This is a genomic window from Kitasatospora sp. NPDC048239 (assembly GCF_043202015.1).
Lineage (GTDB): Bacteria > Actinomycetota > Actinomycetes > Streptomycetales > Streptomycetaceae > Kitasatospora.
This window is the reverse complement of the sequence record NZ_JBICZP010000007.1, coordinates 229,026-252,754: the sequence shown is the minus strand read 5'-3', so window position 1 is coordinate 252,754 and position 23,729 is coordinate 229,026. Positions and strand designations below refer to the sequence as shown.

23 protein-coding genes and 1 pseudogene are annotated in these 23,729 nt (G+C 74.9%); 12 read left to right on the top strand and 12 right to left on the bottom strand.

The features are described 5' to 3' along the window. The first annotated feature begins 165 nt into the window (after positions 1–165). From ACGFZP_RS21390 to ACGFZP_RS21380, 3 genes are read left to right on the top strand one after another with little or no spacing between them, the layout of a single operon-like run. Positions 166–3,201 carry a LodA/GoxA family CTQ-dependent oxidase gene (locus ACGFZP_RS21390; protein ID WP_392935210.1) on the top strand — a complete coding sequence of 1,012 codons (3,036 nt, stop codon included), beginning with the start codon at positions 166–168 and terminating at the stop codon, positions 3,199–3,201. After that, complete coding sequence (locus ACGFZP_RS21385) at positions 3,198–4,454, top strand: FAD-dependent monooxygenase (RefSeq protein WP_392935207.1); 1,257 nt, start codon at positions 3,198–3,200, stop codon at positions 4,452–4,454. Before ACGFZP_RS21390 ends, ACGFZP_RS21385 begins: the two co-directional genes overlap by 4 nt. Before the next feature lie 37 nt (positions 4,455–4,491). Then, a complete protein-coding gene (locus ACGFZP_RS21380) occupies positions 4,492–6,438 on the top strand; it encodes a hypothetical protein (protein ID WP_392935204.1) in 1,947 nt (648 codons plus the stop codon). Between the two features lie 100 nt (positions 6,439–6,538). Here the strand turns inward: ACGFZP_RS21380 and ACGFZP_RS21375 are convergent, their stop codons facing one another. Beyond that, positions 6,539–7,405, bottom strand: a complete 867-nt coding sequence (locus ACGFZP_RS21375; protein WP_392935202.1) for a hypothetical protein — start codon at positions 7,403–7,405, stop codon at positions 6,539–6,541. A 364-nt stretch (positions 7,406–7,769) separates the two neighbouring features. On the opposite strand from ACGFZP_RS21375, the gene ACGFZP_RS21370 reads away from it, so the two are divergent. After that, positions 7,770–8,171 carry a recombinase family protein gene (locus ACGFZP_RS21370; protein WP_392935199.1) on the top strand — a complete coding sequence of 134 codons (402 nt, stop codon included), beginning with the start codon at positions 7,770–7,772 and terminating at the stop codon, positions 8,169–8,171. Positions 8,172–8,229: 58 nt separating this feature from the next. Here the strand turns inward: ACGFZP_RS21370 and ACGFZP_RS21365 are convergent, their stop codons facing one another. Then, positions 8,230–8,835, bottom strand: coding sequence for an SGNH/GDSL hydrolase family protein (locus ACGFZP_RS21365; protein ID WP_392935196.1), 606 nt, complete (start codon positions 8,833–8,835; stop codon positions 8,230–8,232). Between the two features lie 258 nt (positions 8,836–9,093). On the opposite strand from ACGFZP_RS21365, the gene ACGFZP_RS21360 reads away from it, so the two are divergent. Then, the gene (locus ACGFZP_RS21360) at positions 9,094–9,735 is read left to right on the top strand and encodes an HAD family acid phosphatase (RefSeq protein ID WP_392935194.1); all 642 of its coding nucleotides are present in this window, start codon (positions 9,094–9,096) and stop codon (positions 9,733–9,735) included. A 282-nt stretch (positions 9,736–10,017) separates the two neighbouring features. Continuing rightward, positions 10,018–10,899, top strand: coding sequence for an MBL fold metallo-hydrolase (locus ACGFZP_RS21355; RefSeq protein WP_392935191.1), 882 nt, complete (start codon positions 10,018–10,020; stop codon positions 10,897–10,899). Between the two features lie 31 nt (positions 10,900–10,930). On the opposite strand, the gene ACGFZP_RS21350 is transcribed toward ACGFZP_RS21355, so the two are convergent. After that, on the bottom strand, positions 10,931–12,043 hold the full coding sequence (locus ACGFZP_RS21350) for an FAD-dependent monooxygenase (RefSeq protein ID WP_392935189.1): 1,113 nt from the start codon (positions 12,041–12,043) through the stop codon (positions 10,931–10,933). A gap of 190 nt (positions 12,044–12,233) precedes the next feature. Between ACGFZP_RS21350 and ACGFZP_RS21345 the strand changes: the two genes are divergently transcribed. After that, positions 12,234–13,196: a TetR/AcrR family transcriptional regulator C-terminal domain-containing protein gene (locus ACGFZP_RS21345; RefSeq protein WP_392935186.1), complete on the top strand. Its 963-nt coding sequence runs from the start codon at positions 12,234–12,236 to the stop codon at positions 13,194–13,196. Positions 13,197–13,291: 95 nt separating this feature from the next. Here the strand turns inward: ACGFZP_RS21345 and ACGFZP_RS21340 are convergent, their stop codons facing one another. Continuing rightward, entirely contained in the window at positions 13,292–13,774 is a 483-nt protein-coding gene (locus ACGFZP_RS21340) for a peptidylprolyl isomerase (RefSeq protein WP_392935183.1), read from the bottom strand. Positions 13,775–14,026: 252 nt separating this feature from the next. On the opposite strand from ACGFZP_RS21340, the gene ACGFZP_RS21335 reads away from it, so the two are divergent. Beyond that, positions 14,027–14,764: a DUF3592 domain-containing protein gene (locus ACGFZP_RS21335; RefSeq protein WP_392935544.1), complete on the top strand. Its 738-nt coding sequence runs from the start codon at positions 14,027–14,029 to the stop codon at positions 14,762–14,764. 49 nt (positions 14,765–14,813) lie between these two features. Here ACGFZP_RS21335 and ACGFZP_RS21330 read toward each other — a convergent pair whose 3' ends face one another. The 3 genes from ACGFZP_RS21330 to ACGFZP_RS21320 form a co-directional block, all read right to left on the bottom strand. Further along, entirely contained in the window at positions 14,814–15,533 is a 720-nt protein-coding gene (locus ACGFZP_RS21330; RefSeq protein WP_392935181.1) for an AIM24 family protein, read from the bottom strand. Positions 15,534–15,564: 31 nt separating this feature from the next. After that, positions 15,565–16,257: an AIM24 family protein gene (locus tag ACGFZP_RS21325; protein ID WP_392935178.1), complete on the bottom strand. Its 693-nt coding sequence runs from the start codon at positions 16,255–16,257 to the stop codon at positions 15,565–15,567. 82 nt (positions 16,258–16,339) lie between these two features. Beyond that, a complete protein-coding gene (locus ACGFZP_RS21320; RefSeq protein WP_392935175.1) occupies positions 16,340–17,701 on the bottom strand; it encodes a TerD family protein in 1,362 nt (453 codons plus the stop codon). 213 nt (positions 17,702–17,914) lie between these two features. Between ACGFZP_RS21320 and ACGFZP_RS21315 the strand changes: the two genes are divergently transcribed. Continuing rightward, positions 17,915–18,361 (top strand): SRPBCC domain-containing protein, encoded by a 447-nt coding sequence (locus tag ACGFZP_RS21315; protein WP_392935173.1) that lies wholly within the window; start codon positions 17,915–17,917, stop codon positions 18,359–18,361. Beyond that, positions 18,358–18,723, top strand: a complete 366-nt coding sequence (locus ACGFZP_RS21310; RefSeq protein WP_392935170.1) for an ArsR/SmtB family transcription factor — start codon at positions 18,358–18,360, stop codon at positions 18,721–18,723. Before ACGFZP_RS21315 ends, ACGFZP_RS21310 begins: the two co-directional genes overlap by 4 nt. Positions 18,724–18,768: 45 nt before the next feature. Here ACGFZP_RS21310 and ACGFZP_RS21305 read toward each other — a convergent pair whose 3' ends face one another. From ACGFZP_RS21305 to ACGFZP_RS21295, 3 genes are all read right to left on the bottom strand, one after another. Next, positions 18,769–19,752, bottom strand: a complete 984-nt coding sequence (locus ACGFZP_RS21305; protein ID WP_392935167.1) for an aldo/keto reductase — start codon at positions 19,750–19,752, stop codon at positions 18,769–18,771. 266 nt (positions 19,753–20,018) lie between these two features. After that, the gene (locus ACGFZP_RS21300) at positions 20,019–20,222 is read right to left on the bottom strand and encodes a DUF397 domain-containing protein (RefSeq protein WP_392935164.1); all 204 of its coding nucleotides are present in this window, start codon (positions 20,220–20,222) and stop codon (positions 20,019–20,021) included. Then, positions 20,215–20,622, bottom strand: coding sequence for a DUF5753 domain-containing protein (locus ACGFZP_RS21295; RefSeq protein WP_392935161.1), 408 nt, complete (start codon positions 20,620–20,622; stop codon positions 20,215–20,217). The genes ACGFZP_RS21300 and ACGFZP_RS21295 overlap by 8 nt, the downstream gene beginning before the upstream one ends. A 60-nt stretch (positions 20,623–20,682) precedes the next feature. On the opposite strand from ACGFZP_RS21295, the pseudogene ACGFZP_RS21290 reads away from it, so the two are divergent. Continuing rightward, positions 20,683–21,141, top strand: a pseudogene (locus ACGFZP_RS21290) (methyltransferase); the annotation flags it as partial. Between the two features lie 216 nt (positions 21,142–21,357). Further along, positions 21,358–21,849, top strand: coding sequence for a hypothetical protein (locus ACGFZP_RS21285; RefSeq protein WP_392935158.1), 492 nt, complete (start codon positions 21,358–21,360; stop codon positions 21,847–21,849). Between the two features lie 55 nt (positions 21,850–21,904). Here ACGFZP_RS21285 and ACGFZP_RS21280 read toward each other — a convergent pair whose 3' ends face one another. Then, entirely contained in the window at positions 21,905–22,543 is a 639-nt protein-coding gene (locus ACGFZP_RS21280) for an FMN-dependent NADH-azoreductase (protein WP_392935156.1), read from the bottom strand. A 150-nt stretch (positions 22,544–22,693) separates the two neighbouring features. Next, positions 22,694–23,614: a glutaminase gene (locus tag ACGFZP_RS21275; protein WP_392935153.1), complete on the bottom strand. Its 921-nt coding sequence runs from the start codon at positions 23,612–23,614 to the stop codon at positions 22,694–22,696. Positions 23,615–23,729 lie beyond the last annotated feature (115 nt).

Genomic DNA, 23,729 nt, shown 5'->3' with positions numbered 1-23,729 from the left:
TGCCGTCCGGATGGAGTGCGAGGTCCGCCCGAAAAGACCTGCCGGGTGACTTGCATGGCGGTACCGGGCGCGCTTTTCGGGGGCGGCCTTTGCAGGCTGGACCCAGAGCGGGCGGGCGCGGCGGTGTCCGCCGTGTGACCGGAGCGCCGCACCTAGGGAGCACACATGATCGGGACCCCTGAACCCGCCGACGGGCCCGCCGGGCCGGCGGGGCTGCCCGGCTGCGCCGACGACGCGGCGGGCGCGCTGCAGCAGATGTTCGTGGACATGACCCAGGGCGCGCGGATGGCCCGCGGGCAGGAGCCCCTGCAGCGGCCGGTGTTCCTCAAGCCGCACGGCGTGGCCCGCGGCGTGCTCACCGTCGCCCCCGACCTCCCGGCCGAGCTGCGGGTCGGCTTCCTGCGGAGCGCCTTCGAACAGAGCGAGGGGCTGCCCGCCTGGGTGCGCTTCTCCAGCGACACCGTGCCCGCCCGGCCGGACCTGCGCACCACCCTGGGCGTGGGCGTCAAGCTGTTCGGGGTCCCCGGCCCGAAGCTGCTGGAGGACGAGCGGGAGGCGGGCACCCAGGACCTGCTGCTGCAGAACCACGACGTCTTCTTCGTCGACACCGCCCAGGACATGTGCGAGTTCACCCGGGCCGGCGTCGTCGACGGCGACTACGAGTCGTACCTGCGCGCGCACCCGCGCACCCGGGAGATCCTGGACGCGATGGCCAAGGCCGAGGCCAGCGTCCTGACGGCCGTCTACTGGGGCGTCCTGCCCTACGCCTTCGGGCCCGAGCGCTTCGTGAAGTACAAGCTGGTGCCGGCCGGCTGCCCGGACGGCGACCCGTCGGCGGTGCCGCCCGACGAGGACCCCGCCTACCTGGGCGCCGACCTGCGCCACCGGCTCGCCGCGGGAACGGCGGCCTTCGACCTGATGCTCCAGTTCCGCACCGACCCGCAGCGCATGCCGCTCGACCGGGCCACCGTGTGCTGGGAGGAGGACGACAGCGCCCCCGTGCGGGTGGCCCGGCTGACCCTCCACCAGCAGGACGTCGACGCCCGGGGCCAGGCCGCCTACGGCGAGAACCTCGCCTACAACCCGTGGCACGGCCTCGCCGAGCACCGCCCGGTGGGCAGCATCGCCGAGGTCCGCCGGAGCGTGTACCAGGCCTCGGCCCGCCAGCGCCGCGACGTGAACGGCATCCCCGCCACCGAACCCGGCCCGGCCCGCCCCCAGCTCACCTCCCCGCCCGGGCGCGACACCCGGATCGTGCGGGCCGCGGTGCACCCCGCGATCGGGGTGGCCCGGGTCGGCGACAGCGCCGACGAGTTCTTCCTCGCCCCCGAGACCGAGGACCAGCCCGCCCTGCCCGCCGGCGGCTACAAGGACGCCACCGGCGCCCTCAAGCGCCAGGCCGTGCGCTTCCGCGTCTACGGCTACAACGCCGCCGGCGAACCGGTCGCCGAACTCACCGCCGACAACGCGGACCTGCGCTGGACCGTGCACGTCGCCAACTCCAAGGCCGCCTGGTACCAGTTCCAACTGGCCCTGGACATCCCGGAGTCCGAGCACACCGACGACAGCCTGCTGCGCAACCCCAAAGTCCCCGACGCCCAGCGCGGCCGCCTGGTCATCGACCCCGGCCCCCGGTCCGTACGCGGGCGGGACCGCTCCGGCGGGGCCGAGCACCGCTTCGACACCGGCACCTTCCTGGACAAGCCCGTCTACCTCGGCGAGCTGCGCACCGACGACAGCGGCCGGCTGCTCTTCCTCGGCGGCCGGGGCGTCTCCGCCTCCGCCACCGACACCCCCGCCGACACCTTCGCCAACAACGACGGCTGGCACGACGACGTCAGCGACGGCCCGGTCACCGCCGAGGTCCGCATCGACGGGCGGGCGATCCCGGTCGACCCGGGCTGGGTGGTGACCACCCCGCCCAACTACGCGCCCGAACTCACCTCGGTGCGCACCATGTACGACCTGGTGCGCGACGCCTTCGTCACCGCCGGCCTGCTCCCCGCCCCGCGGCAGGTCTCCTTCACCCGCGACGTGCTGCCCGTCCTGCGCCGGCTGTGCGACCTGCAGTGGGTCAACCGCGGCCTGGCCGCCCAGTTCGGGTACGGCGGGCGCGCCCACTTCCTCGACCCGCAGCAGCTCGCCGCGCTGGCCGACCCCGCCCCCGTCCACAAGGAGCTGCGCCGCCAGGTCTGGGCCACCATGCGCAACCACGAGCGCGACGGCATCTCACCCGTCCCGTGGCCGGCGATCTACGGCGACGCGATGAGCCTGCCGCCCGAGTCCCCGCTCCAGCACATGGCGCTCTCCCCGCTCCAGTACCGCCTGCTCGACCGCTGGGCCGACGGCGACTTCACCCCCGACTACGACCCGCAGGCCCCGCCGCCCGCCGCCCTCGACCAGCTCCCGCTCTCCCAGCGGCCCCGCGCCCTCGACCGGGCGGCCCTGTCGTTCTGCCTCGCCGACGCCTTCCACCCCGGCTGCGAGCTCACCTGGCCGATGCGCCACACCACCCTGTACAGCACGCCCTTCCGGATCCGCCACCGCGACCCGCTCGCCCCTCCCCCGCCCTCCTACGGCCCGAAGCTCACCGCGCAGATCGCGCTCTCCTTCGACGGCCCGCTCTACGCCCAGGGGCCGGGCGACCTGACCCGGTGGATGGCCGTGCCCTGGCAGACCGACACCGCGAGCTGCCTGTCCGGCTACGGCTACGGCTCGCCGGGCTTCGGCCCCAAGTACGACCCGTACCTGCCCACCTTCTGGCCGGCCCGGGTGCCCAACCACGTCCTCGCCCAGGAGGACTACGACGTCGCCGTGGACACCTCCCGCCCCGTCGAGGAGCGGCTGGCGGCGTTCGGCAGGCGCCGGCCCTGGCTGCGGTGGCTGCCCTCCGGCTACCTCAACACCATCAACGCGATGGTGAAGGACTTCGGCCGGCTCGGCCTCGTCGAGCGCCGCCCGGGGGCCGTCGACGACCCGCGCCTCCCGGCGGAGATGCTGGTCGAGTCCGAGGTGAGCTTCCCGACCGAGCCCGCGCCCCCGGCCGGACGCAACCTGGTCACCCTGCACGTGCCGCTGGGCGCCGACCCCGTCCTCGGCGAGGCCGCGATGGCCACCGCGGTGAGCATGGCGGAGCAGCCCGACGAGGAGGTGTCGGCGGGCTACATCGACAAGGTCGTCCGCTTCCGGCACCGCCGGTGACCGCCCGCACGCGCCCGCCCCGGCCCCTGGACGCCGCCGTGGCGGGCGGGGGCCCGGCGGGCGCCGTGGCGGCGCTGGTCCTGGCGGGCGCGGGCCACCGCGTCCTGCTCGTCGACGACCGCGCCGGAGACGACCGCACCGGAGACGACCGAGCCGAGGACAACCGAGCCGAGGACAACCGAGCCGGGGACGACCGCACCGGGGGCGGCGGCGCGCAGGACGACGGCGCCGGGGGCGGCCCCGGGGCGGTCAAGATCGGGGAGTTCCTGCCGCCCGCCGCCCGCCCGCTGCTGCGCGACCTCGGGCTGCTGGACGGGTTCCTCGCCGCCGCGCACCCCGCCTCCACCGGTACCTCCAGCGCCTGGGGCTCGGCGGCGCTGCACGAGCGCAGCCACCTGTTCGACCCGTACGGCCACGGCTGGCACCTCGACCGGCGCCGCTTCGACGCCCTCCTGCGGGACGCGGCGCGGGCGGCCGGCGCCGAACCGCTGCGGGCCACGGTGCTGGAGCGGATCGGCGACCGCCTGCTCGTCCGCGAGCGCGGCGGCGCGGTGCGGGAGCTGCACTGCCGCTGGAGCGTCGACGCCACCGGCCGCCGCTGCACCATCGGCCGCCGGCACGGCCGGCGCCGGCGCCAGGACCGCCTCGTCGCCGCGTACGCCGTGTTCGCCGACCGCCGCCCCGGGGGCCCGCCGGACCGCGAGGCGCGCACCCTCGTCGAGGCGGCCCCGCACGGCTGGTGGTACACCACCCTGATCCCGGCCGGGCGCCTGGTCGCCCACCTGACCGACCCCGACCTCGCGGACCCCCGCCTGCGCACCCCCGAGGGCTTCTGGCACGGCATCACCCGCACCGGCCACCTGCGCCGGCGCCTGGACGGCTACGACCCCGCCGCGGCCCCCGCCCCGCGCTGGACGGCCGCCCACGGCCTGCGGCTGACCCCCGCCGCCGGAGACGGCTGGATCGCGGCGGGGGACGCCGCCCTCGCCTTCGACCCGCTCTCCTCGCAGGGCATCCTCACCGCCCTGCACACCGGCGCCCGTGCCGGGCAGGCCGTGGCCGCGTGCCTGGCCGACCCGGGCCGCACGGCCGCCGTCCTCGCCGACTACCGCGGGTTCCTGGACGGCATCGAGACCGCCTACCGCGGGAACCACGCCCAGGCCTACCGGCAGGAACGGCGCTGGCCGCAGCACCCCTTCTGGGAGCGCCGCCACCCGGGACAGGGCCTGTCCGGCGGGCATGGGCGGGCATAGTCTGAAAGGACGAACCACTTGTCCTAGGGAGCCGGTCATGGCCTCTCAGACACAGGTCTTACTGGATGCCACCGAGGTCACCCAGTCGGTGCAGGACCTCCACCACAGCGTCACCCTGATCGCCGGCAAGGTCACCGTGGTCCGCCTGTACGTACGCTGCTCCGACGGCCCCGCCGTCAGCGTACGCGGCGCGATCACGCTGCTCCGCTCGCCCGCCGATCCCCCCGTCACCCTCTCCTCGGTCAACACCGTCGCCCTCGACCCGGCCGACCCCCGCGACCTCGCCGCCCGGCGGGCCGACGCGACCCTGAGCCTCAACTTCCTCCTGCCGGCCGCGTTGACCGCCCAAGGGGCGCTCAGTGTGAGCACGGTGACCGTCACCGACCTGCTGACCGGCGCCGCCCTCCCCCTCGGCGGGGCGCCGAACGGCCCGACCGTCTGGTTCCACCCCGGCGCGCCGCTGCGCGTGCGCATCCTCGGGCTGCGCTACCGCCAGGGGATCCCCCCGGTCACCTTCACCCCCAGGGAGCTGGACTTCACCGCCCTGGTCAGCTGGCTCAAGCGCGCCTACCCGGTGGCCGAGGTCATCAGCTCGCACACCGTCATCGACGCGGCCGCCGCCCCGCCCTTCCTGTGCGACGACGCCAACGCCCAGCTCGCCGCCATCCGCGCCCTGGACGTCAGCTCCGGCGGGGACCGGCGCACCCACTACCTCGCCCAGGTGGCCGACGGCGGGTTCTTCCTGCGGGGCTGCGCCGCGGGCATCCCCGCACTGCCCGACCCCTCCACCGTCGCGGCCGCGCCCGCCGGGGCCGACAGCTGGGGCTGGGACTTCGACGGCGTCTACAGCGACTGGTACGGGGCCCACGAACTGGGCCACACCTACGGCCGCAAGCACCCCGGGTTCTGCCAGCAGACCGAGGACGACCTGCAGAACTACCCCTTCGACAACGGGCAGCTCGCCGACACCGCGGACACCTTCGTCGGATTCGACGTGGGCGACACCGCACTGAACCTGCCCATGCGGGCCCTGCCGGGGGTGCAGTGGCACGACGTGATGACCTACTGCCCCCGCCAGTGGCTGAGCAGCTACACCTACGAGGGCATCCGCCGGCGCCTGCTCGCCGAGCAGACGGCCACGGACGGCGCCCCGCCGCCCCCGGGCGTCCCGCGGGCCGCCCCCACCCCCGCCGCTGCCCCCGTCGCCATCCACGCGGTGGCCGGCCCGGCCGGCGGGCCCCCCGACCGGCGGACCCCGCAGGTCTCCGTCCAGCGGGTGGCCCCCCAGCCGTCGGCCGCCGCGAACGGGGCCGCCGGCGCGGACCCGTCGGCCGGGCAGCTCGTCAGCGTCGTCGGCACCGTCAACCTCACCCGCCGCGAGGGCGGCATCCGCTTCGTCAACCCGGTGTCCCCGCTGGCCGCCCGGGCCGCACCGCCCGACGCGGAGGGCTCCAACGCCGCCAACGGCTCGAACGGCGCGTACGGCCCGGACGGCGGGACCGCGGTCGTCCTGCGCATCCGGCAGGCGAACGGCGCACCCCCGCGCGAGATCCCGGTCGCGGTCAAGCTGGCCTCCGAGCTGGCCCCGGGGGACGACCGCAGGGGCCTGGTCGACGCCGTCGTCCCGATCGGGCCCGACACGGAGGCCGTCGACCTGGTCGTCGCAGGACAGGTCGTGGACACCTTCCGTGCCGCGGGGCCGCCCCCGGCCCTGCGCGCCGCCCGCCACGCGGGCGCCGGCGACGGGTCGTTCGGCCTGGCTCTGGAGTTCGACCCCGGGACGCCGGACTCCGCCTACACCTACTCCGCCCAGGTCAGCACCGACGACGGCAGCACCTGGCAGACGATCGGCGTGGGCCTGAAGGACCCCCTGGTCCAGATCGACCACAGCCGGTTCCGCCCCGGGGAGCAGGTCCGGCTGAGGATCACCACCACCAACGGGTTCAGCAGCACCACGGCCGAGACCGCGGCGATCCAGGTCTGACCCCCCGCGCACGCCCGGCAGCCCCTCTCGGACTGCCGGGCTGTCCGCTGCCGGCTGCCCGGCTGTCCGGCTGTCCCGGGGGCGGCGGGGGCCGGTGCGGTCAGTGGGCGAGGACGGTGTCCGGGGTCCGGCCGGACTGGGCCTGCTCGATGCGCTTGGCCAGCATGACGGCCAGGCGCTGGGTCATCGCGGCGTCCACCGGTCCGTCCTCGGTGGTCACGCTGGCGACGACGGTGCCCGCGCGCATGACGATGCCGACGCCGTCGCGGCCGCCGGGCCGGCCCTGCCAGGCGCGGCTCTCGGTGCCGACGACCTGCAGTTCCGCCGGGGTGTAGCGGGCGTCGCCGAACGCCGCGTACGCCTCCTTGAGCTTGTCCTGGGCGGCCGCCTTGCTGGGCAGGGTGTCGACGAGGAAGCGCGCGGTGACGTCGCCGGAGGTGAACCGGGCCTCGCCGCTGAGCGGCTTGCCGTTGCAGGACTCGGTGTTCTGGCAGGTCGAGGAGTGGTCGGTGAGGTCGACCCGCCGCTTCTCCTGCTCCCAGCCGGGCATCGCGGACTGGTCGGGCATCAGCTGCAGGACGAGCTTGTAGTCGAGCAGGGGCGTCGGGGCGTCGCTCCAGGTGGGGGCGGGGCCGGCCGCCGGGCCGGAGCCGGCGGGCGCGGCGGTGGCGCCCGGGGGCACGGCGCCGGGCGCCGGGGGCGCACCGGTGGCCGCGCCCGCCGCGGCGCCGGTGGCGGCCCCGCCTGCCGCGCCGCCGGCCGCCGCGGTGGCGGCGCCCGGGCCGGTGGCCGGGGCGGTCGGGGCCGCGGCGGCACCGCTCGCGGCCGCCGAGGCGGCGGTGGCCGCCGACGCGCCCTGGCCGGCCGCGGCGCCGTGGCCGCCGGACCCGCTGGACCCGCAGGCCGTGAGGGTGCCCAGCAGCAGCCCTGCCACGGCAGCCGTCATCGTGCGACCGACCGACTTCATAGCGCTCTCCTCATTACCCGGGTGTCCGTGAACCGCCAAGAACCACAGCCATGATCGCCCCCCGCCCCGGCCCGCCCTCCCCCGGCCCCCCTCGGCGGCCCGGCGGGAGGGGCCCGCCCGGCTCCGGGCGGCCCACCATCTGGAAGGCCTGGACATTCGCGGATGGTCTAGGCCAAGCTGGGACACTGTACGAAGGGCCGCCTCAAGGCGGCCCGTGCCGTACGGCAGGTCGAGCGCCGGCCCAGCAGCCCCCGCCGGACCCGCACAGCCCGCTCGGGCTCACCGTCGGTCCCCCCGGCCTCCGGGAGCGGCGCCAGGCGGAGGAACCCAGGTGCCGCGTGCACCACGCTCAACGAGGAGCGCCATGCCCCCCGCCCGTCAGCCCGCTCCCGCGGTCGCCGTCTACCTGCGCTGCTACCCCTACGACAGCTGGCAGATGGGCCCGCACCTACGGGCGCTGGAGGAGCACGCCACCGCGCTCGACCGCACCGTCGCGCACGTGTTCCTGGACAACGGGGTCTCCTCGCGCGCCTTCAGGCCCCAGCTGCAGCGGCTGCTCGCCTGGGCGGCCCGGGGCCGGATCGACACCGTGCTGGTCCCGGGACTGTGGGTGTTCTCGCTCGACACCACCACCGCACACTGCGTGACCGGCTTCCTGCACGCGGCGGGCGCCGACGTCCTGGAGCTGCCCGAGCGCCGCGGCGGCGGGACCCGGCCGGTCGGGGGCCTGGTCCGCCAGCGCGAGCGGGTGCCCGGCGCGGCCTGAGCCCTCCCCCACCCGGCAGGACCGGCACGGCGACGGGGACCAGCGGGGCCGGCGGGGCTCAGAGGCCGGTCAGCTCGCCCAGCCCCAGGGTGCGCAGGGTGTGGTCGGCCATCCGCCGGTGCCCGGTGGCGTTGGGGTGGGCGTGGTCGTCGAGCCAGGGGATCGGGTCGGTGTCGGGGAACCGGGCCAGCCAGTGGGCCTCGTGGTCGACCAGCAGCGCGCCGGTGTCCTCGGCGATCTCCCGCACGGCCTGGCAGTAGGCGGGCAGCTCGGGGCGGACCCGGCGGCCGCTGAGGCTGGTCAGGACGGGGGTGTGGAGCACGATCCGCGCACCGCCGGCCCGGGCGACGACCGCCCGCAGGCCGGAGTGGAACGCGTCGAGCCCGGCCCGGCCGGCGATGGCGTCGTTGGTGCCCAGCGAGATCGACAGCACGTCCGGGGCGAACCGGCCGATCAGGTGGTCGTAGGCGCCGAGGACGTCGCCGGCGCACCAGGCGGAGACCCCGGAGTTGACGACGATGTCGGTCGTGCGGCCCAGCTGCCAGCGGATCCGCTCCTGGACGTGCTCGACCCAGCTGCGCGCCCCGTAGGTGTGCAGGACGCCCTGGGTGATGCTGTCCCCGGCCGCCACCCAGGTCATCGGCGCCGCCGAAAGCTCGATCATGTGGCTCTCCCCCGCCTGTCGTGGTGCGCCCGGACCCCCGCGCGCCGACCCCATTCGATCACGGCGCGCCCTGCGCCCCGTGTCCTGCGTTCCGTGTCCTGCCGTCCTGCGCCGTCCACGCGCACGGGACGCACAGAAGATCGTTACCCGTTGGTAAGCATTACTCCCGCCGCCCGACTTGACGGTGTGGGAGATTGCTCGGGCCGCGGTGTGAACACATGTGCGGCGAGCTCCCCGACACCGTGACAGGAAGGTCCGATGACAGGTATGAGGTTCGTTGGCAGAGTCGCCGCCCCCGCGGTGCTGACCGGCATGCTCCTCTCGGGCCTGGCCGTGCCCGCGACGGCCGCGCCGGCCCCGGTGGTGGCCGCGGCCCCCGCCGCGGCCCCCGCTGCGGTGGCCGCGCAGGCCGTGACCGAGGGCCAGTGGCTGGCCGACGTGCAGGCGGCGGTGGCCCCCGCGCGCTCGTACATCGAGCAGCGCACCGCCGGGGCCGGGGCGGGCGAGCGGCTCGCGATCGTGTTCGACATCGACAACACGACGCTGCAGACGCACTTCCACCCGTTCACCCAGCCGGCGATCGCCTCCTCGCTGGCACTGGCGGACTACGCGCGCTCGCGCGGCGTCGCGGTCGTCTTCATCACCGCCCGGCCGGACTTCATCGAGTCGGTGACCCGCTACAGCCTCCAGCACGCCGGGTACCCGGTGGACGGGCTGCACGGGCGCGACCTCGGCGACCTCTTCCGCCCGGTGCAGGTCTTCAAGACGGCCAAGCGCGCCGCCGTCGAGCAGCAGGGCTACACGATCATCGCCAACGTCGGCAACAACACCACCGACCTGGCCGGCGGCCACGCCGAGCGGACCTTCAAGCTGCCCGACTACAACGGGCTGCTGTCCTGAGCCGTCCCCCGCGGTAGGCCCCCACCGGGACGACCGCAGCCCGCAGCCCCTCGCCAGGTCCCGGCGGGGGGCTGTGCCGCGGCCGGGGCGGGGCGGCAGGCTCCGGCCCGGCCTCGGGCCGGTCCGCACAACGGGGTTCGGGGCCTTCCGGGCCTGGTGCGGCAGCGTGCGGGCCGTCGCGGGGCACCTGGTAGGTTCGCGGCGGCGGCCCACGGTGGGGCCGCCGCCGGACGGGGGCGGCCGCCGCACCCGGTCGGCGGACACGACGCGGTGGGGAGACGGATGGCCTCCGGACGGGACCCGATCGACTTCACGCACACGGACGTCGCGGGGCGCTCCCTGGACGTGCGCTGGATCCACGGCTCGGAGTCGGCGCGGCACAACACCGATCCCGAGATCCAGGTCCACCACTACGACGAGCACACCGTCCTGCTGCGGCAGAACATGGCCGTCAACTACGAGGCGCCGTTCCTGTTCCTGCTCTTCGGCGACGAGCGGGCGGTGCTGCTCGACACCGGCGCCACCGCCTCCCCCGACTTCTTCCCGCTGCGCCGCGTCGTGGACGGGCTGGTCGCGCGGTGGCTGGAGCGCCACCCGCGCACCGGCTACCGGCTGCTCGTGCTGCACAGCCACGGGCACGGCGACCACGTCGCCGGGGACGCCCAGTTCGCCGGGCGCCCCGACACGGTGGTGGTGGACGCGGGGCTCGACACCGTGCGGGAGTTCCTCGGCCTGGACGGCGATCCCGACCGGCCGGCCCTGCTGGACCTCGGCGGCCGGGTGCTGAGCTGCCTGGCGGGCCCGGGCCACCACGAGGCCGCGATCACCTACTACGACCCGTTCACCGGGTTCCTGCTGACCGGCGACACCGTCTACCCGGGCCGGCTGTACGTCGCCGACTGGGACGCCTACGTCGCGACGATCGACCGGCTGATCGCCTTCGCGGCCGCCCACCCGGTCAGCCATGTGCTCGGCTGCCACATCGAGATGACCGACCGGCCCGGCGTGGACTACCCGATCCGGTACACCTACCAGCCCGACGAGCCGCCGCTGCAGATGACGGTCGGCCAGCTCCGCGACATCCGCCGCGCGCTCGACGAGGTGGCCGCCCGGCCCGGGCGGCACGCCTTCGACGACTTCGTGATCTCCTACGACACCCACTGACCCGGCAGCGCCCCACGGGCCCGCCGACGGCTCAGAGGGCGAGCTCGATGGCGTTCTTGGCCCGCTCGACGGACTCCTCGGCGGGCGGGCCGCCGGGGTTCTCGGTGGCCAGCGCCTGGTTGAGGGCGACGAAGGGGCGCAGCCGCCGCTCGTAGCGCTCGAAGGCCGCGCGGTGGCCCTCGGCGCCCTCCCGGGCCCGGCCCAGCTCCTCGGCGAGCACGTGGGCGCCGACCAGCGCGAGGCTGGTGCCCTGGCCGGACAGCGGCGAGGGGCAGTAGCCGGCGTCGCCGAGCAGCACCGCCCGGCCTGCGGACCACTGGTCCAGGTGCACCTGGGCCATCGTGTCGGCGTAGAAGTCGGGGGTGCGGTGCAGCGCCTCCAGCAGCCGGGGCGTCTCCCAGCCCAGCTTCGACATCCGCTCGGCGACCAGCCGCCTGCTCTGCTCGGCGTCCCGGACGGCGGGCTCGGTGCTCGCGTACCCGAAGGTGACCCGCAGCTCGCTGTTGCCGCGCACCGGGTAGATGCCGTAGCCGGCGTCGCCGTCGCGCAGCCAGACCTGCCAGTCCTCCAGGCCGAGGAAGTTGTCGGCGCTGAAGATGGCGAGGTGGCTGCCCAGTTGGCGCAGGAACCGCTCCTCCGGGCCGAAGACCAGCTTGCGGACCCGCGAGTGCAGGCCGTCCGCGCCGACCACCAGGTCGAAGGTGCGGGGCCGGCCGTGTGCGAAGGTCGCGTGCACGCCGTCCTCGTCCTCCCGGAGCGCGGTGATGGCGTCCCCGTGGATGAACTCGACGCCGTCGCCTGCGCGTTCGCGCAGTATCCCGACCAGGTCCGAGCGCAGCAGCTCGACGTCCTCGCTGTCGAGGCGGCCGGCGCTGTAGGTCGCCTCGGTGGAGCGGTGGACCTCGTTGCCGTCGGCGTCGAGCACGGACATGCCGAGCATCCGGGTGCGCACGGCCCGGATCCGCTCGGTCAGGCCCATCTGCTCGACCACCGCGAGGGCGGCGCCGCGGATGTCGACGGCCTGGCCGCCGCTGCGGGGGGCGGGGGCGAGCTCGACCACGGTCGGGGCGAAGCCGCGGCGGTGCAGCAGGTGGGCGAGCGCCGGTCCGGCCACGCCGCCGCCGGAGATCAGAACGGTCTTCATGAGGGCTCCCCTGTTCATCGTTGGTACGCTGTAAGCAATGTGAATGTACGACGTAAATCCAGGGCCTTGCAAGCCACTTGAGAGTCGCTCTGACCTAGTACAGAAGGGTTCCGGCCGCGGTCTGCGCTGCTGGGGCCTGAGCTAGTACAGGACCGGACGCGGCGAAAAATTTCTCCAAGGAGTCGACCCCATGGCACCCGGCACGCCCCCGCCCTTCCAGCGCATCGCCGCCGAGCTGCGCCGACGCATCGCCACCGGCGAACTCGCCCCCGGTGAGCGGGTGCCCTCGACCCGCCGCCTCGCCCAGGACTGGGGCGTCGCCCTGGCCACCGCCACCAAGGCCATGACCGAGCTGCGCTTGGAGGGCCTGGTCGAGGCCCGGGCCCGGGTCGGCACCGTGGTCGCCGCACCCGCCGCGCCCGCCGCCGCGGGTGCCGCCGCACCGGCCGCGCAGCGCCGACCGGCCCCGCCCGAGGGCGAGTTGAGCCGCGAGCGGATCATCCGGGCGTCCCTGGAGCTGGCCGACGCCGAGGGGCTGGCGGCGCTCTCGATGCGCGCGGTCGCCGCCCGGCTCGGGGTCTCCCCGATGTCCCCCTACCGCTACGTCGCCGGCAAGGAGGACCTCGTCCTGCTGACCGCCGACGCGGCCTTCGGCGAGGCGTCCTACCCGGACGTGCCCCCCGCCGGCTGGCGCCCCCGCCTGGAGCTGGGCGCCCGCACGCTCTGGTCGCTGTTCCGCCGCCACCCCTGGCTGGCGCACCTCAGCCCGGTCACCCGGCCCAAGCTGCTGCCCAACCTGATGACGCACGCCGAGTGGGCGCTGGCCGCGCTGGACGGGCACGGCCTGGACGCCCCGGCCATGCTCGACGTCCACGTGCTGTTCTACAGCTACATCGAGGGCATCGCCGTCAACCTGGAGCGCGAGACCCAGGCGCAGGCCGTCACCGGCGTCACCGAGGACCAGTGGATGGAGCACCAGGCCCCCGCGCTGGGCGCGCTCGCCGACTCGGGCCGCTTCCCGGTGTTCAGCCGGCTGGTCGCGGGCCTGGAGAACGGCTACGACCTGGACCTGGACGGCCTGTTCGAGTTCGGCCTCGCCACCCTGCTGGACGGGCTGGCCCTGCGCATCGAGGCGGCCGGGCGCACCGCGTAGCACCCGGGCACCGACACGCGCCCGAGCCCGGGCCCGGGTACGGGCGGGGGCCCGGACGGAGATCCGTCCGGGCCCCGCTCAGCCGCCGGGAGCGGTCACTCCACCACGGTGGCCGACTCGATGGCGACCTGCTCGACCGGCACGTCCTGGCCGCCCGTCTTGACCTTGCCGATCGCGTCGACGACGTCCTGGCCGGCGACCACCTTGCCGAACACCGCGTAGCCCCAGCCGTCCTGCCCGGGGTAGTCGAGGAACGTGTTGTTCTTGGTGTTGATGAAGAACTGCGCCGAGGCCGAGTGGGGGTCGGAGGTGCGGGCCATGGCCACGCTGTAGTGGACGTTCTTCAGCCCGTTCTTCGCCTCGTTCTGAACCCTGTCGGGGGCCGGCTTCTCCCGCATGTTCCGGTCGATGCCGCCGCCCTGGATCATGAACCCGTCGATCACCCGGTGGAAGATCGTGCCGTCGTAGTGGCCCCTCCCCACGTATGCCAGGAAGTTCGCCACCGTCTTGGGCGCCTTCTCGGCATCGAGTTCGAGCTCGATGTCACCCTTGGTGGTCTTCAGCAGGACCTTGGTCATGTCTCTCCAAATCAGCGCAGCACGCCCGGCCCGGCAGGCCGCCCCTGGTGGGGCTCGTGCCCCCACCGGGCCGGACACGGACAGCCGCAGCCTACCGACGCGGCGTCACCCGGCCCCGCAATCGCCGCCGCGCGCCTCCGGGACGACCCCGGGCCGGCGCAGGCGCAGCGCGCCACGGAGCAGTTGTTCACCCGGCGGCCATGTCGTGGTCCAGACCACTGAGCGGGATCCCGGTAGCATCCGCGGGTGACCATGGAATCCGCCGCTGACGCCCGCCTCAGACCCCAACGGCCCACGGCGGGAAGGATGTTGGCGCTGTTCGTCTGCGCGGTGCTGCTGGCCGCGGACGGCTGGGCCACCGGGCGGGGCTATGCGGCGCTGGGCAGGGCGGGCGACTGCGGCAACACCGGCCAGCGGGTCTGCGGGAGCATCGACCTCTGGCACGGGCTGGCCGCCGTCGGCGGCGTCATCCTGGGGCTGGTCCTCCTGACGGGCACGGCCATCGTGCTGGCCGCCGACGGCTCCGCCTCAGCGTCCTCCGACCTGCCGGTCGGCGCCGGCACCCTGGCCGGCGTGCTCTGCCTGCTGCTCGGCGCCGCCCGCGGCGCCGACACCACGAGCCGCTGGCTGCTCGGCCCGGCCGCCGCGGTCGCGCTGCTCGCCCTCTGGTCGGCGCGCGCGGAGGCGCGCAGGCGCCGGCGCATCCTCGCCGCGGAGCGGCGGCGGGCCGAGCGCGAGCTGCGCCTGGAACGGCACGGGGTGAGCGTGCCCGCCACCGTCCTGGACCTGCGGGGCACCGGCGTCCACCTCAACGACCGCCCCGAACTGGTCGTCACCCTCCGCTACACCACCGCCGACGGCCAGGAGCACACCGAGTCGGTCACCGAGACCTTCCCCGCCTACGACGCGCCCCGCCGCGGTGATGTGCTGACCGTGCGCTACGACCCCCGCGACCCGCACCTGCCGCAGCTGGCCGCCGGCACCGGCTGACGGCGCCGGGCGGGCGCAGACGGGCGGGCGCAGACGGGCGGGCGTCGGGTCAGCGCAGCGGGACGCGCTGGGGTGCGAGGAGCTCGCTGGGCTGGACGATCACGAAGCCGTCGCCGGTGAAGGACAGCTCCCAGCCCTCGGTGGCGGTGCCGCGGCGGCGCCACGCCTCGGTGTTGGTGCTCTGCGCCTGCAGCTGCACGTCCAGGGCCGAGGACCAGCCGACCACCGCGTCGGCGTCCGCGTAGACGTACTCGCCCTGCCGTACCGGCATCACCAGCGGGCGCCCGGAGGTCATCACCACCAGCGTGCCGCTGCCGGACAGTTCCAGGCTGTGGCGCCCGACGCCGGAGATCCGCTCGCCGCCCTCGACGTCGACCGCCTGCCAGTCGATACCGGTGTCCAGCGCCAGGACGTAGCTGCTGGTGATCGTCAGCCGCTCGCGGCTGAGCTCCAGGATGTGCAGGTGCTGGGCGAGGTTGGCGAGGTAGACGGTGCCGGTGCCGGCGCAGCGCATCAGGTCCAGTGCGGGGGCGGGCCGGCGGCCGGGCGGATGCTGCTGCGGGTTCTGCTGGTTCTGGCGGTTGCGGCGCCGGCCGCCGGGCGGGGTCCACTCGGTGAACTGCACCCGGCCGGTGTGGGCGACCATCGCGCCGCTGCGGGCCAGGACCTCGGCCCGCCCGTCCAGCACGACCCGCAGCAGCTGCGGGTTCTGCAGGGCGAAGCGCTCCTCGCCGGTCAGGGCGGTGTGGTCCAGAAGGGGACTGTGCACGGTACTCGCTACTCCTTGGGCCGCGGGCTGTTCAGCCGCGGATCTTGAGCCGGTCGGAGGTGTCCTCGCTGGGCTGGACGACGACGAATCCCGATCCCCTGAAACCCAGTTGGACCGCCTCGCCGCTGCCCCGGCCGATCAGCGAGCCGACCTTGAGGCTGCGCCGGACCTTGATCTCCAGGCCCGTCGTCCAGGCGACCAGGGCGTCCGGGTCGACGTAGGTCTCGGCCTCGGCGCAGTCCAGCACCACCGGGACCCCGCGGGAGGTGACCGACACCCAGCCGCTGCCGCTGACCGTCACGTTGTACAGCCCGGTGCCGGCCATCAGCACCGGCCCCTTGACCTTCTCGACGGCGCAGCCCAGCGAGGCGTCCAGGGCCAGCAGGTGCGAGCCGTTGACGGACAGCGACTCGTCGTCGAGCTGGAGGTTGAGCACGTCCGCGCCGAAGTCGGCCAGGTAGAGCGTGCCGTCCCCGAACCAGCGCAGCAGCGGGCTGCGCTCGCCCGACGCCCACTCGCCGAGCGTGCGGCGCAGCGACTGCGAGACCGGTTCGTACTGGAGGAAGCCGTCGTAGGCCACCATCGCGCCCGCCTTGGCGAGCACGTCCTGTCCGCCGGTCACGGCGACCTTGCACATCGCGCCGCCGTGATGGCTCATCCGCGCCGTGGCCGGGGAGGCCGTGCAGCCCTCCAGGTACGTGCCCGAGAGCACCCGCCGCTCCATCTCCCGACCTCCTTGACTGGGTTGCCGGCTCGACCGCCGGCGGGGACTGCCGGCCGGGGCCGCCGGCCTGGACTTCGCCCGCTCAGACCTCGAACGGCTGGACCACGATGAAGTTGCCCGGTCCGCCCCTGAACTGGAGGCTGTACGACTCCGCGGCGTGTCCCGCGTACGCCGATCGCCGGATCCGCACCGGGGCGGTGGTGATCACCTGTGCGCCGCGCGACCAGGCGACCAGGGCGTGGATGTCGGCGTACGTCTCCGGCGCCGGGGTGACCGGCAGCACCACGGGGATGCCGTTGGTCTTCACCACCACCGTGCCGTGGCCGCTGAACTGGAGCGTGTAGAAGCCCCCGTTCGGCAGGCCCTCGCCCTCGATGCGGCGGACCTCGTGCTCCAGTCGGGCGTCGAAGGCCAGGATCCGGTCGGAGCTGACGCAGATCGCGTCGCCCTCCAGCCGCACGACGTGGAGGTGGCTGGCCTCGTCGGCGAGGAAGACCTGGCCCTCGCCGGAGACGCGCATCAGCTTCAGCGTCTGGCCGGTGAGGTTGCCGGTCAGCCGGCGCAGCACGCCGGAGCCCTCGTGGGCGAAGTCGGCGCGGCCCTGGTAGGCCACCATGCTGCCGTGCAGGGCGAGGACGTCCTGGCCCTTGGTGAGGGTGTAGCGCACGAGGTGGTCGTTCTGTTGCGCCCAGCCGCTCTGCTCGGGGACCTCGGCGTACTTGACCAGGCTGACCCGGACGCCGGGCTGGGCGGGGGGCTGCGGCTGCTGGTCCCAGGTGGGCGGCTGCTGGTCCCAGGCGGGGGGCTGCGGCTGGGCCGGGACCTGGAGGGTGGGCGCCGGCTCGGGCGGCCCGCCGCGGGTGTCCGGCGCCTGCTGGGCGTCCCGGGGGTCCGGCCCGTCCTGGGCGTCGTCCTCGATCGCCTCGCCGCCGAAGTTCTCCAGCAGCGCGCGCAGGCCGCCGTCGAAGCCCTGGCCGACCGGGGTGAAGCGCCACTCCCCGTCGCGCCGGTAGAAATCCGCCAGCATCACCGCGCGCTCGGTGCTGAACTCGGCGCCGGTGAAGGAGTAGCGGCCGACCTCGGTGCCGTCCGCGACGAGCCGCACATACCCGGAGGCGACCTGCGACATCTGGCCGTCGCCGTCGATGGTCGCGGTCAGGCTCAGCCGGTGGATGGCCTGCGGGACGTCCGGCAGCACGATCCGGAACGCCTCGGTGTCGCCGGACTGCGCGCCCAGCAGGCGTATCGAGCCCTCGGGGCTGGCGGGCTGGTTGAAGAACACGAAGTAGCGGTCGTCGCTCAGCCGCTCCTCGGCGTCCAGGCCGAAGCAGCTGATGTCGAACGAGAGGTCCGGCGCGGTCAGCCGCACCCCGAGGTAGAGCTCGGGACCCGGCGTCAGATCGGCTATCCGCACGCGCGATGCCTTGACGATTTCCCTGGTCATGGCGCTGAGCCGACCCTCCCCCTGGACGTGACGGGCATGGTCCCGCGACCCTACCCCACCCCGTTCGGACGAGGCATCAGCCCGTTCGGTTGCCGCCGGACCAAGGTGGTGCAACTCTCCGGTTGCACCCGGGGGCCCGACGTGCAACCCTGGAGTTGCAGTCAGTGGGTCGCAACGGCCGCAACGGCCGTCATGGAGACGAAGGAGCCCCTCATGAGCGAGGACCGGATCGAGCGCGAGACCCTGATCGAGGCGTCCCTGGAGCGGGTGTGGTCGCTGGTGGCCGAACCCGGTTTCTGGGTGGGCGACCCGGAGAGCCTGGCCGGCACGGTGGCCAGGGAGGGCGAGTCGATGGTGGCCAGGAACGCCGAGTACGGCGACTTCCCGGTGCGCGTGGAGAAGGTCGAGCCGCCGACGTACCTGGCGTACCGGTGGGCCAGCGCCTTCCCCGGGCAGGAGCTGGGCGAGGACAACAGCACCCTGGTGGAGTTCACCCTGATCCCGGAGGACGGCGGGATCCGGATGCGCGTCGTCGAGAGCGGGTTCGCGGCGCTGGCCGGCTCCCCCGAGCTGCGCGGCAAGGCGCTGAAGGACAACACCGACGGCTGGCCGCAGGTGCTCGAGGCGTTCAGGAAGCGCGTCGAGCAGCAGGGCGCGTGACGCAGGAGGGCCGCGGCGCGGGCGGGGCCGTCGACGACGTCCTGGCCGCACTGGCCGACCCGACGCGGCGCCGGCTGCTCGACCTGCTCGCCGCGCAGGGCGAGGCCACCGCGACCACGCTCGCCGGGCGGCTGCCCGTCTCGCGGCAGGCGGTGGTCAAGCACCTCGCGGTGCTGGACGCCGCCGGGCTGGTCGCCGGCAGCCGGGTCGGGCGCGAGGTGCGGTACGCGGTGCGGCCCGCGGCACTGGACGCGACGGCGCGCTGGATGGCCGCGCTCGCGGCCGACTGGGACCGGCGGCTGGCGGGCATCAAGCGCACCGCCGAGGCGGCGGAGCGGGACTCCCGGCCGGACGAGCCCTAGGTTCCGGACCAGCCGTGCCTCGCTCCGCGCCTGCGGGCGGCCGGGTCACCAGCGGTCGTGCACCTGCGGCCGGATCCGGCGCTCGTAGAGCCCGCGCACCGCGGCGAGGGTGTCCCCGGGCAGCGGCGCGAGGGCGGCGGCGGCCGCGTTGGCGCGGGCCTGCTCGGGGTTGCGGGCGCCGGGGATCACCGTCGTGACGCCCGGCTGCTGGACGATCCAGCGCAGCGCGGTCTGTGCCGGGCTCGCTCCCTCGGGGGCGAGCCCGGCGAACTCCGCCGCCGCCTCGACCCCGGTGGCGAAGTCGACGCCGGAGAACGTCTCGCCCTGGTCGAAGGCCTCGCCGTGCCGGTTGAAGGTGCGGTGGTCGTCCGCCGCGAACGAGGTGCTCGCGGTGTAGCGGCCGGAGAGCAGCCCGGAGGCGAGCGGGACCCTGGCGAGGATGCCCACCCCGGCCGCCGCGGCGGCGGGCAGGACCTGCTCCAGCGGCTTGAGGCGGAAGGCGTTCAGGATGATCTGCACGCTGGCCACGCCCGGGCGGGCGATCGCGGTCAGCGCCTCGGCGCAGGTCTCGACGCTGACCCCGTACGCGGCGATCCGCTCCTCGGCCACCAGGGTGTCCAGGGCGTCGAACACCTCGTCGCTGCCGTACACCGGGGTCGGCGGGCAGTGCAGCTGCACCAGGTCGAGCCGCTCCACGCCCAGGTTGGCCCGCGAACGGTCCGACCAGGCCCGGAAGTTCGCCAGGGTGTAGTGCTCGGGGCGCTGCTCGACCCGGCGGCCGAACTTGGTGGCGACCAGGACGTCGGCGTCCGGACGGCCCTTCAGGTAGCGGCCGATCAACTGCTCGCTGCGGCCGTCGCCGTAGACGTCGGCGGTGTCGAAGAGGGTCACGCCGGCCTCGACGGAGGCGTCCAGGACGCCGAGGGCGTCCTCCTCGCGGACGTCGCCCCAGCCCGCGCCGAGCTGCCAGGTGCCCAGTCCCACGACGGAGACGGGCCGGCCGGTACGGCCGAGTACACGCTGTTCCATCCCTCGACCCTCTCACGGCCGGCGGCGCACGGGCGGCAGGGCCGACCGGACGCCTCGACGGGGTCAGGCGGTTCACCTGCCGCACAGAGCCCGTCCGGCCCGGACGGCGAGGCACCGCACCGCGGTCGCCCCGGTCCGGATCCGCGGGAGCGGGCACCCGGAGCCCTGTATCAGGAGTTCCTCAGAACTCCTGATACAGGGGATGCCGGAACCGGCGCCAGGGGGCGCCGCGCGTCGGCGACGAGAGGGCAGCCCGCGCGGGGGCTCTACACGTCGCCGAACTCGCCGGCTCGGACCGCGGTGACGAACGCTGCGAATGCGACGGCGGGGAAGAACAGCGCAGGCCCCCCGGGGTCCTTGCTGTCCCGTACGGGGACCAGGTCGGACAGTCCCTCCGCCACCTCCACGCACTGCCCTTCCTGGGCGCTGTGCGAACTCCTGCGCCAGCGCGCACCGGACAGATCAACCATGGTCTTCGAACCCCTTTCGTGCCTCTCGGATGAAGCTCAGAGACGCCGCTCGGGGCAGCGCTTCGACCTGTAGTTGATCGTACTCACCTGCCCACTCGGCCAGCGTCTCCGGATCTCGCTCGAGGAACCCCCGCCGCTGCGTCTCGCTGTAGCCCACCATGGCCCGGTCAGGCATGGTCAGCAGCGTGACCGGGTGGGCGAAGGGCCTGTCCTCGCCGAGCGCGAAGGGTGCGACCTGGAGGATGACCCCCGGCCTCTGTGCCAGTGCCTCCAGGTGCCGCAGCTGCTCGATCATGACCACCCGCTGTCCTATCGACCGGCGGAGGCATCCTTCATCCATCACCGCATGGATCCTGGGCGCCGGCTGCCGGTCGAGGCGTTGCTGGCGACTCAGCAGCATCGACAGGCGTTCGTCGGCCTGTTGTTGACTCGTGCGACCCCGGCGGACTCGCGCCCCCTGGTGACCGGTCCGGGGGAGGCCACCGGCCGGTTCCTGCCCGGCTTCACCAGCTTCATGATCGCCCGTCCGCACGACCGCCCCCCGCTCCCGGCGCTGGACCTGCTGCCGGGTGAGGAGCGCCCGAGCCGGGTCGACCCGGCAGCGCTCGACAACTGGACGGGCGGATGGGTGGCCCAGCTCGCCGCGCCCTCGGCCGTTCGCATGGGGGTGGGCACACAACAGGTCCTCTGGGATGTGTCCACCGGATCGCAGGCCCGAACGGCACCCGCCCCTGACGGCGGGTGGACCGTCGTACAGCGCGGTCCCGTACGCCTGTGGGACCAGGTCGAACGCTCGGTACAGCGCTGGCAGGCCGCCGGCGAGCCGCACCAGGAGGGCTTCGGCATCACGGTCACGGGGGCCGGCCAGCGAGTGTGGCTCGGCACCGAGGACGGTCCGGGCTGGGACCTGCCGATCTGAGGCGGACAACCATCACAGACACCCGGAGGCGCCGGGTTCCGCCGGCGCGCGGCCGGCGGACCGGGGGCGCGGTTCGCCGGGTCGGGGCAGTCGGCGGTCCTCGTACGGGTGGCCCCGGCCGTGTCCCGGCCCGGTGGGAGGGGCCGCGCCTCGATCCTGGGCACGGCAGGGCCGACCGGACCTGCCGGCGCAGCGAGGACGAGGTGGGTGAGGGCGATGTCCCGGCAGGTGTTCCAGAAGTCGTTCCGGAAGTCGGTCCGCAGGGCCGTGCAGGCGGCGTGCACGGTGGTGGTGCTCGCGGCCGGGCCGGCCGCGGCGGCGGCGCCCTGCGGCGCCGATCTCGCGGTGACGGCCGCGAACCCGGCCCCGGCGCCCGGGGGCGGCACGACGACGGTGCACCCGGTGGTGGTCAACACCGGCGACTCGGCCACCACCGCGCCGTTCACCCTGGTGGTCCAGCTGCCGCCGGGGGTCGTCGGTGTCGGGCAGGCCCCGAGCGTGTGCTCCACCGGCCCGTTCGGCCACACGGTGACCTGTACGTTCCCGGCGGGCCTGGCGCCCGGCGGCACGGTCGCCGCCGACGTCCTGCTCTCCATCGCCTCCGGGATGGACCCCGGGGTGCTCGACGGGTCCGTGACGGTCGACCTGCCCGGGGACCCGACCCCGGCGGACGACAGCGCCCGCTTCGACATCGTCGTGGTGCCGTAAATCGTCGTGGTGCCGTAGATCGTCGTGGTGCCGTAGGGGGAGGGCGGCGGGCCCCTCAGCGGGCCAGCCGGTCCACGGCCTCGTACGCCACCGCCAGGGACTTCTCGGCCAGCGGCCTGAGGGCGGCCATCGCGGGCACCGTCCGTGCCGTCGTCAGCTCGGCGTGCACGAAGGCCAGGTCGTCCGCGAGGCCGATCGAGCCGAGGACCGCCCGCAGGTACGGCTCCTGGTGGTCCCACCCCTCGCGGGGGGTGCCGGGCGCGTACGAGCCGCCCCGGGCGGTGACCACCACGACGGACGCGCCGCCGAGCGGGCCGGGGCCGGCGCCGGGCGCCACCATGTGGGCCGGGGTGACCAGGCGGTCCAGCCACGCCTTGAGCGTCGAGGGGATCGCGTAGTTGTACATCGGGGCGCCGATGACCACCGTGGTCGCCGCGCGCACCTCGGCGGTCAGCGCCTCGGTCAGCGCCCGCTCCTGCGGGGGCTCGCCGTGGTCGCCGTCCGGGTCGAGGAGGGCCTCGCGCACGGCGTGCGTGAGGTGCGGGACGGGGTCGGCCGCCAGGTCGCGGTAGGTGTGGCCGGCGCCCGGGTGGCGGCGGCGCCACTGCGCGGCGAAGCGGGCGGACAGCTCCCGGGACACCGATCCGCTCGCTCGGATGCTCGCGTCGATGTGCAGGAGGGCGGGCGAAGGCATGGGAGGACCTCGGAGGGGTATCGGGGGCGGAGGACGGCCCCGCCGCCGACGGTGGAGGCCGCCGGCGCGGCCCGTCGGCGGCGGGCGATGACGACCGTAGACATTGACGCCACCGTCAAGGCAAGCCGCGCCGCCCCACCTCCCCGGGGGTCAGAACACCGACCAGCCGGTCGCCGTCGTCAGCGCGTCCAGGGCGGCGACGCCGAGCACCGAGTTCCCGGCGCCGTCCAGGCCCGGGCTCCAGACGCAGACGGTGCCGCGCCCCGGCAGCACCGCCAGCACGCCCCCGCCGACGCCGCTCTTGCCCGGCAGGCCCACCCGGTAGGCGAACTCCCCCGCCGCGTCGTACGTCCCGCAGGTGAGCAGGACCGCGTTGATCCGCTTGGCCTCGCTGCGCGACAGCAGCCGGGTGCCGTCGGCCCGTATCCCGTGCCGGGCGAGGAAGAGGCCGGCCAGGGCGAGGTCGTGGCAGCTGGCCTCGATCGCGCAGTGCGCGTAGTAGTGCGCGAGCACGCTGTCCACCGGGTTGCGCAGGTTGCCGTAGCTGGCCATGAAGTGCGCCATCGCGGCGTTGCGGTGCCCGTGCTGGGCCTCGGAGGAGGCCACCGAGTCGTCGACCGCGACGGCCGGGTTGCCGGACTCCGCGCGCAGGAACTCCCGCACCGCCCCCACCGCGTCGCCGGTGAGCCTCAGCAGCCGGTCCGTGACGACCAGGGCGCCGGCGTTGATGAACGGGTTGCGCGGGATGCCGTGCTCCGACTCCAGCTGCACCAGCGAGTTGAAGGGGTTGCCGGAGGGTTCGCGGCCCACGCCCCGCCAGAGCCCGTCGCCGCCCTCGGCCAGGGCCAGGGCCAGGGTGAACAGCTTCGACACCGACTGGATCGAGAACGGGTGGCGCCAGTCCCCCGCCCCGAACACCCGGCCGTCCACGGTGGCGATCGCCATGCCGAACGCCGTCGGGTCGGCCTGGGCGAGGGCCGGGATGTAGTCGGCGACCCGCCCCCGCTCGGGCGCGCGCCGGGCCGCCTCCATCGCCTCCTGCAAGAGCACCTGGTAGTCCGCATCGTTCACGCGGACATTCTGGTCCACCCCCGGCGACCAGCGGCGACCCGGGTCGCCGGACGCTCCCGGGTGTCGGCGGGACGGCCGGGCCGGGGCCGGGGCCGGGGGCCCGGGAAGGCGGGCG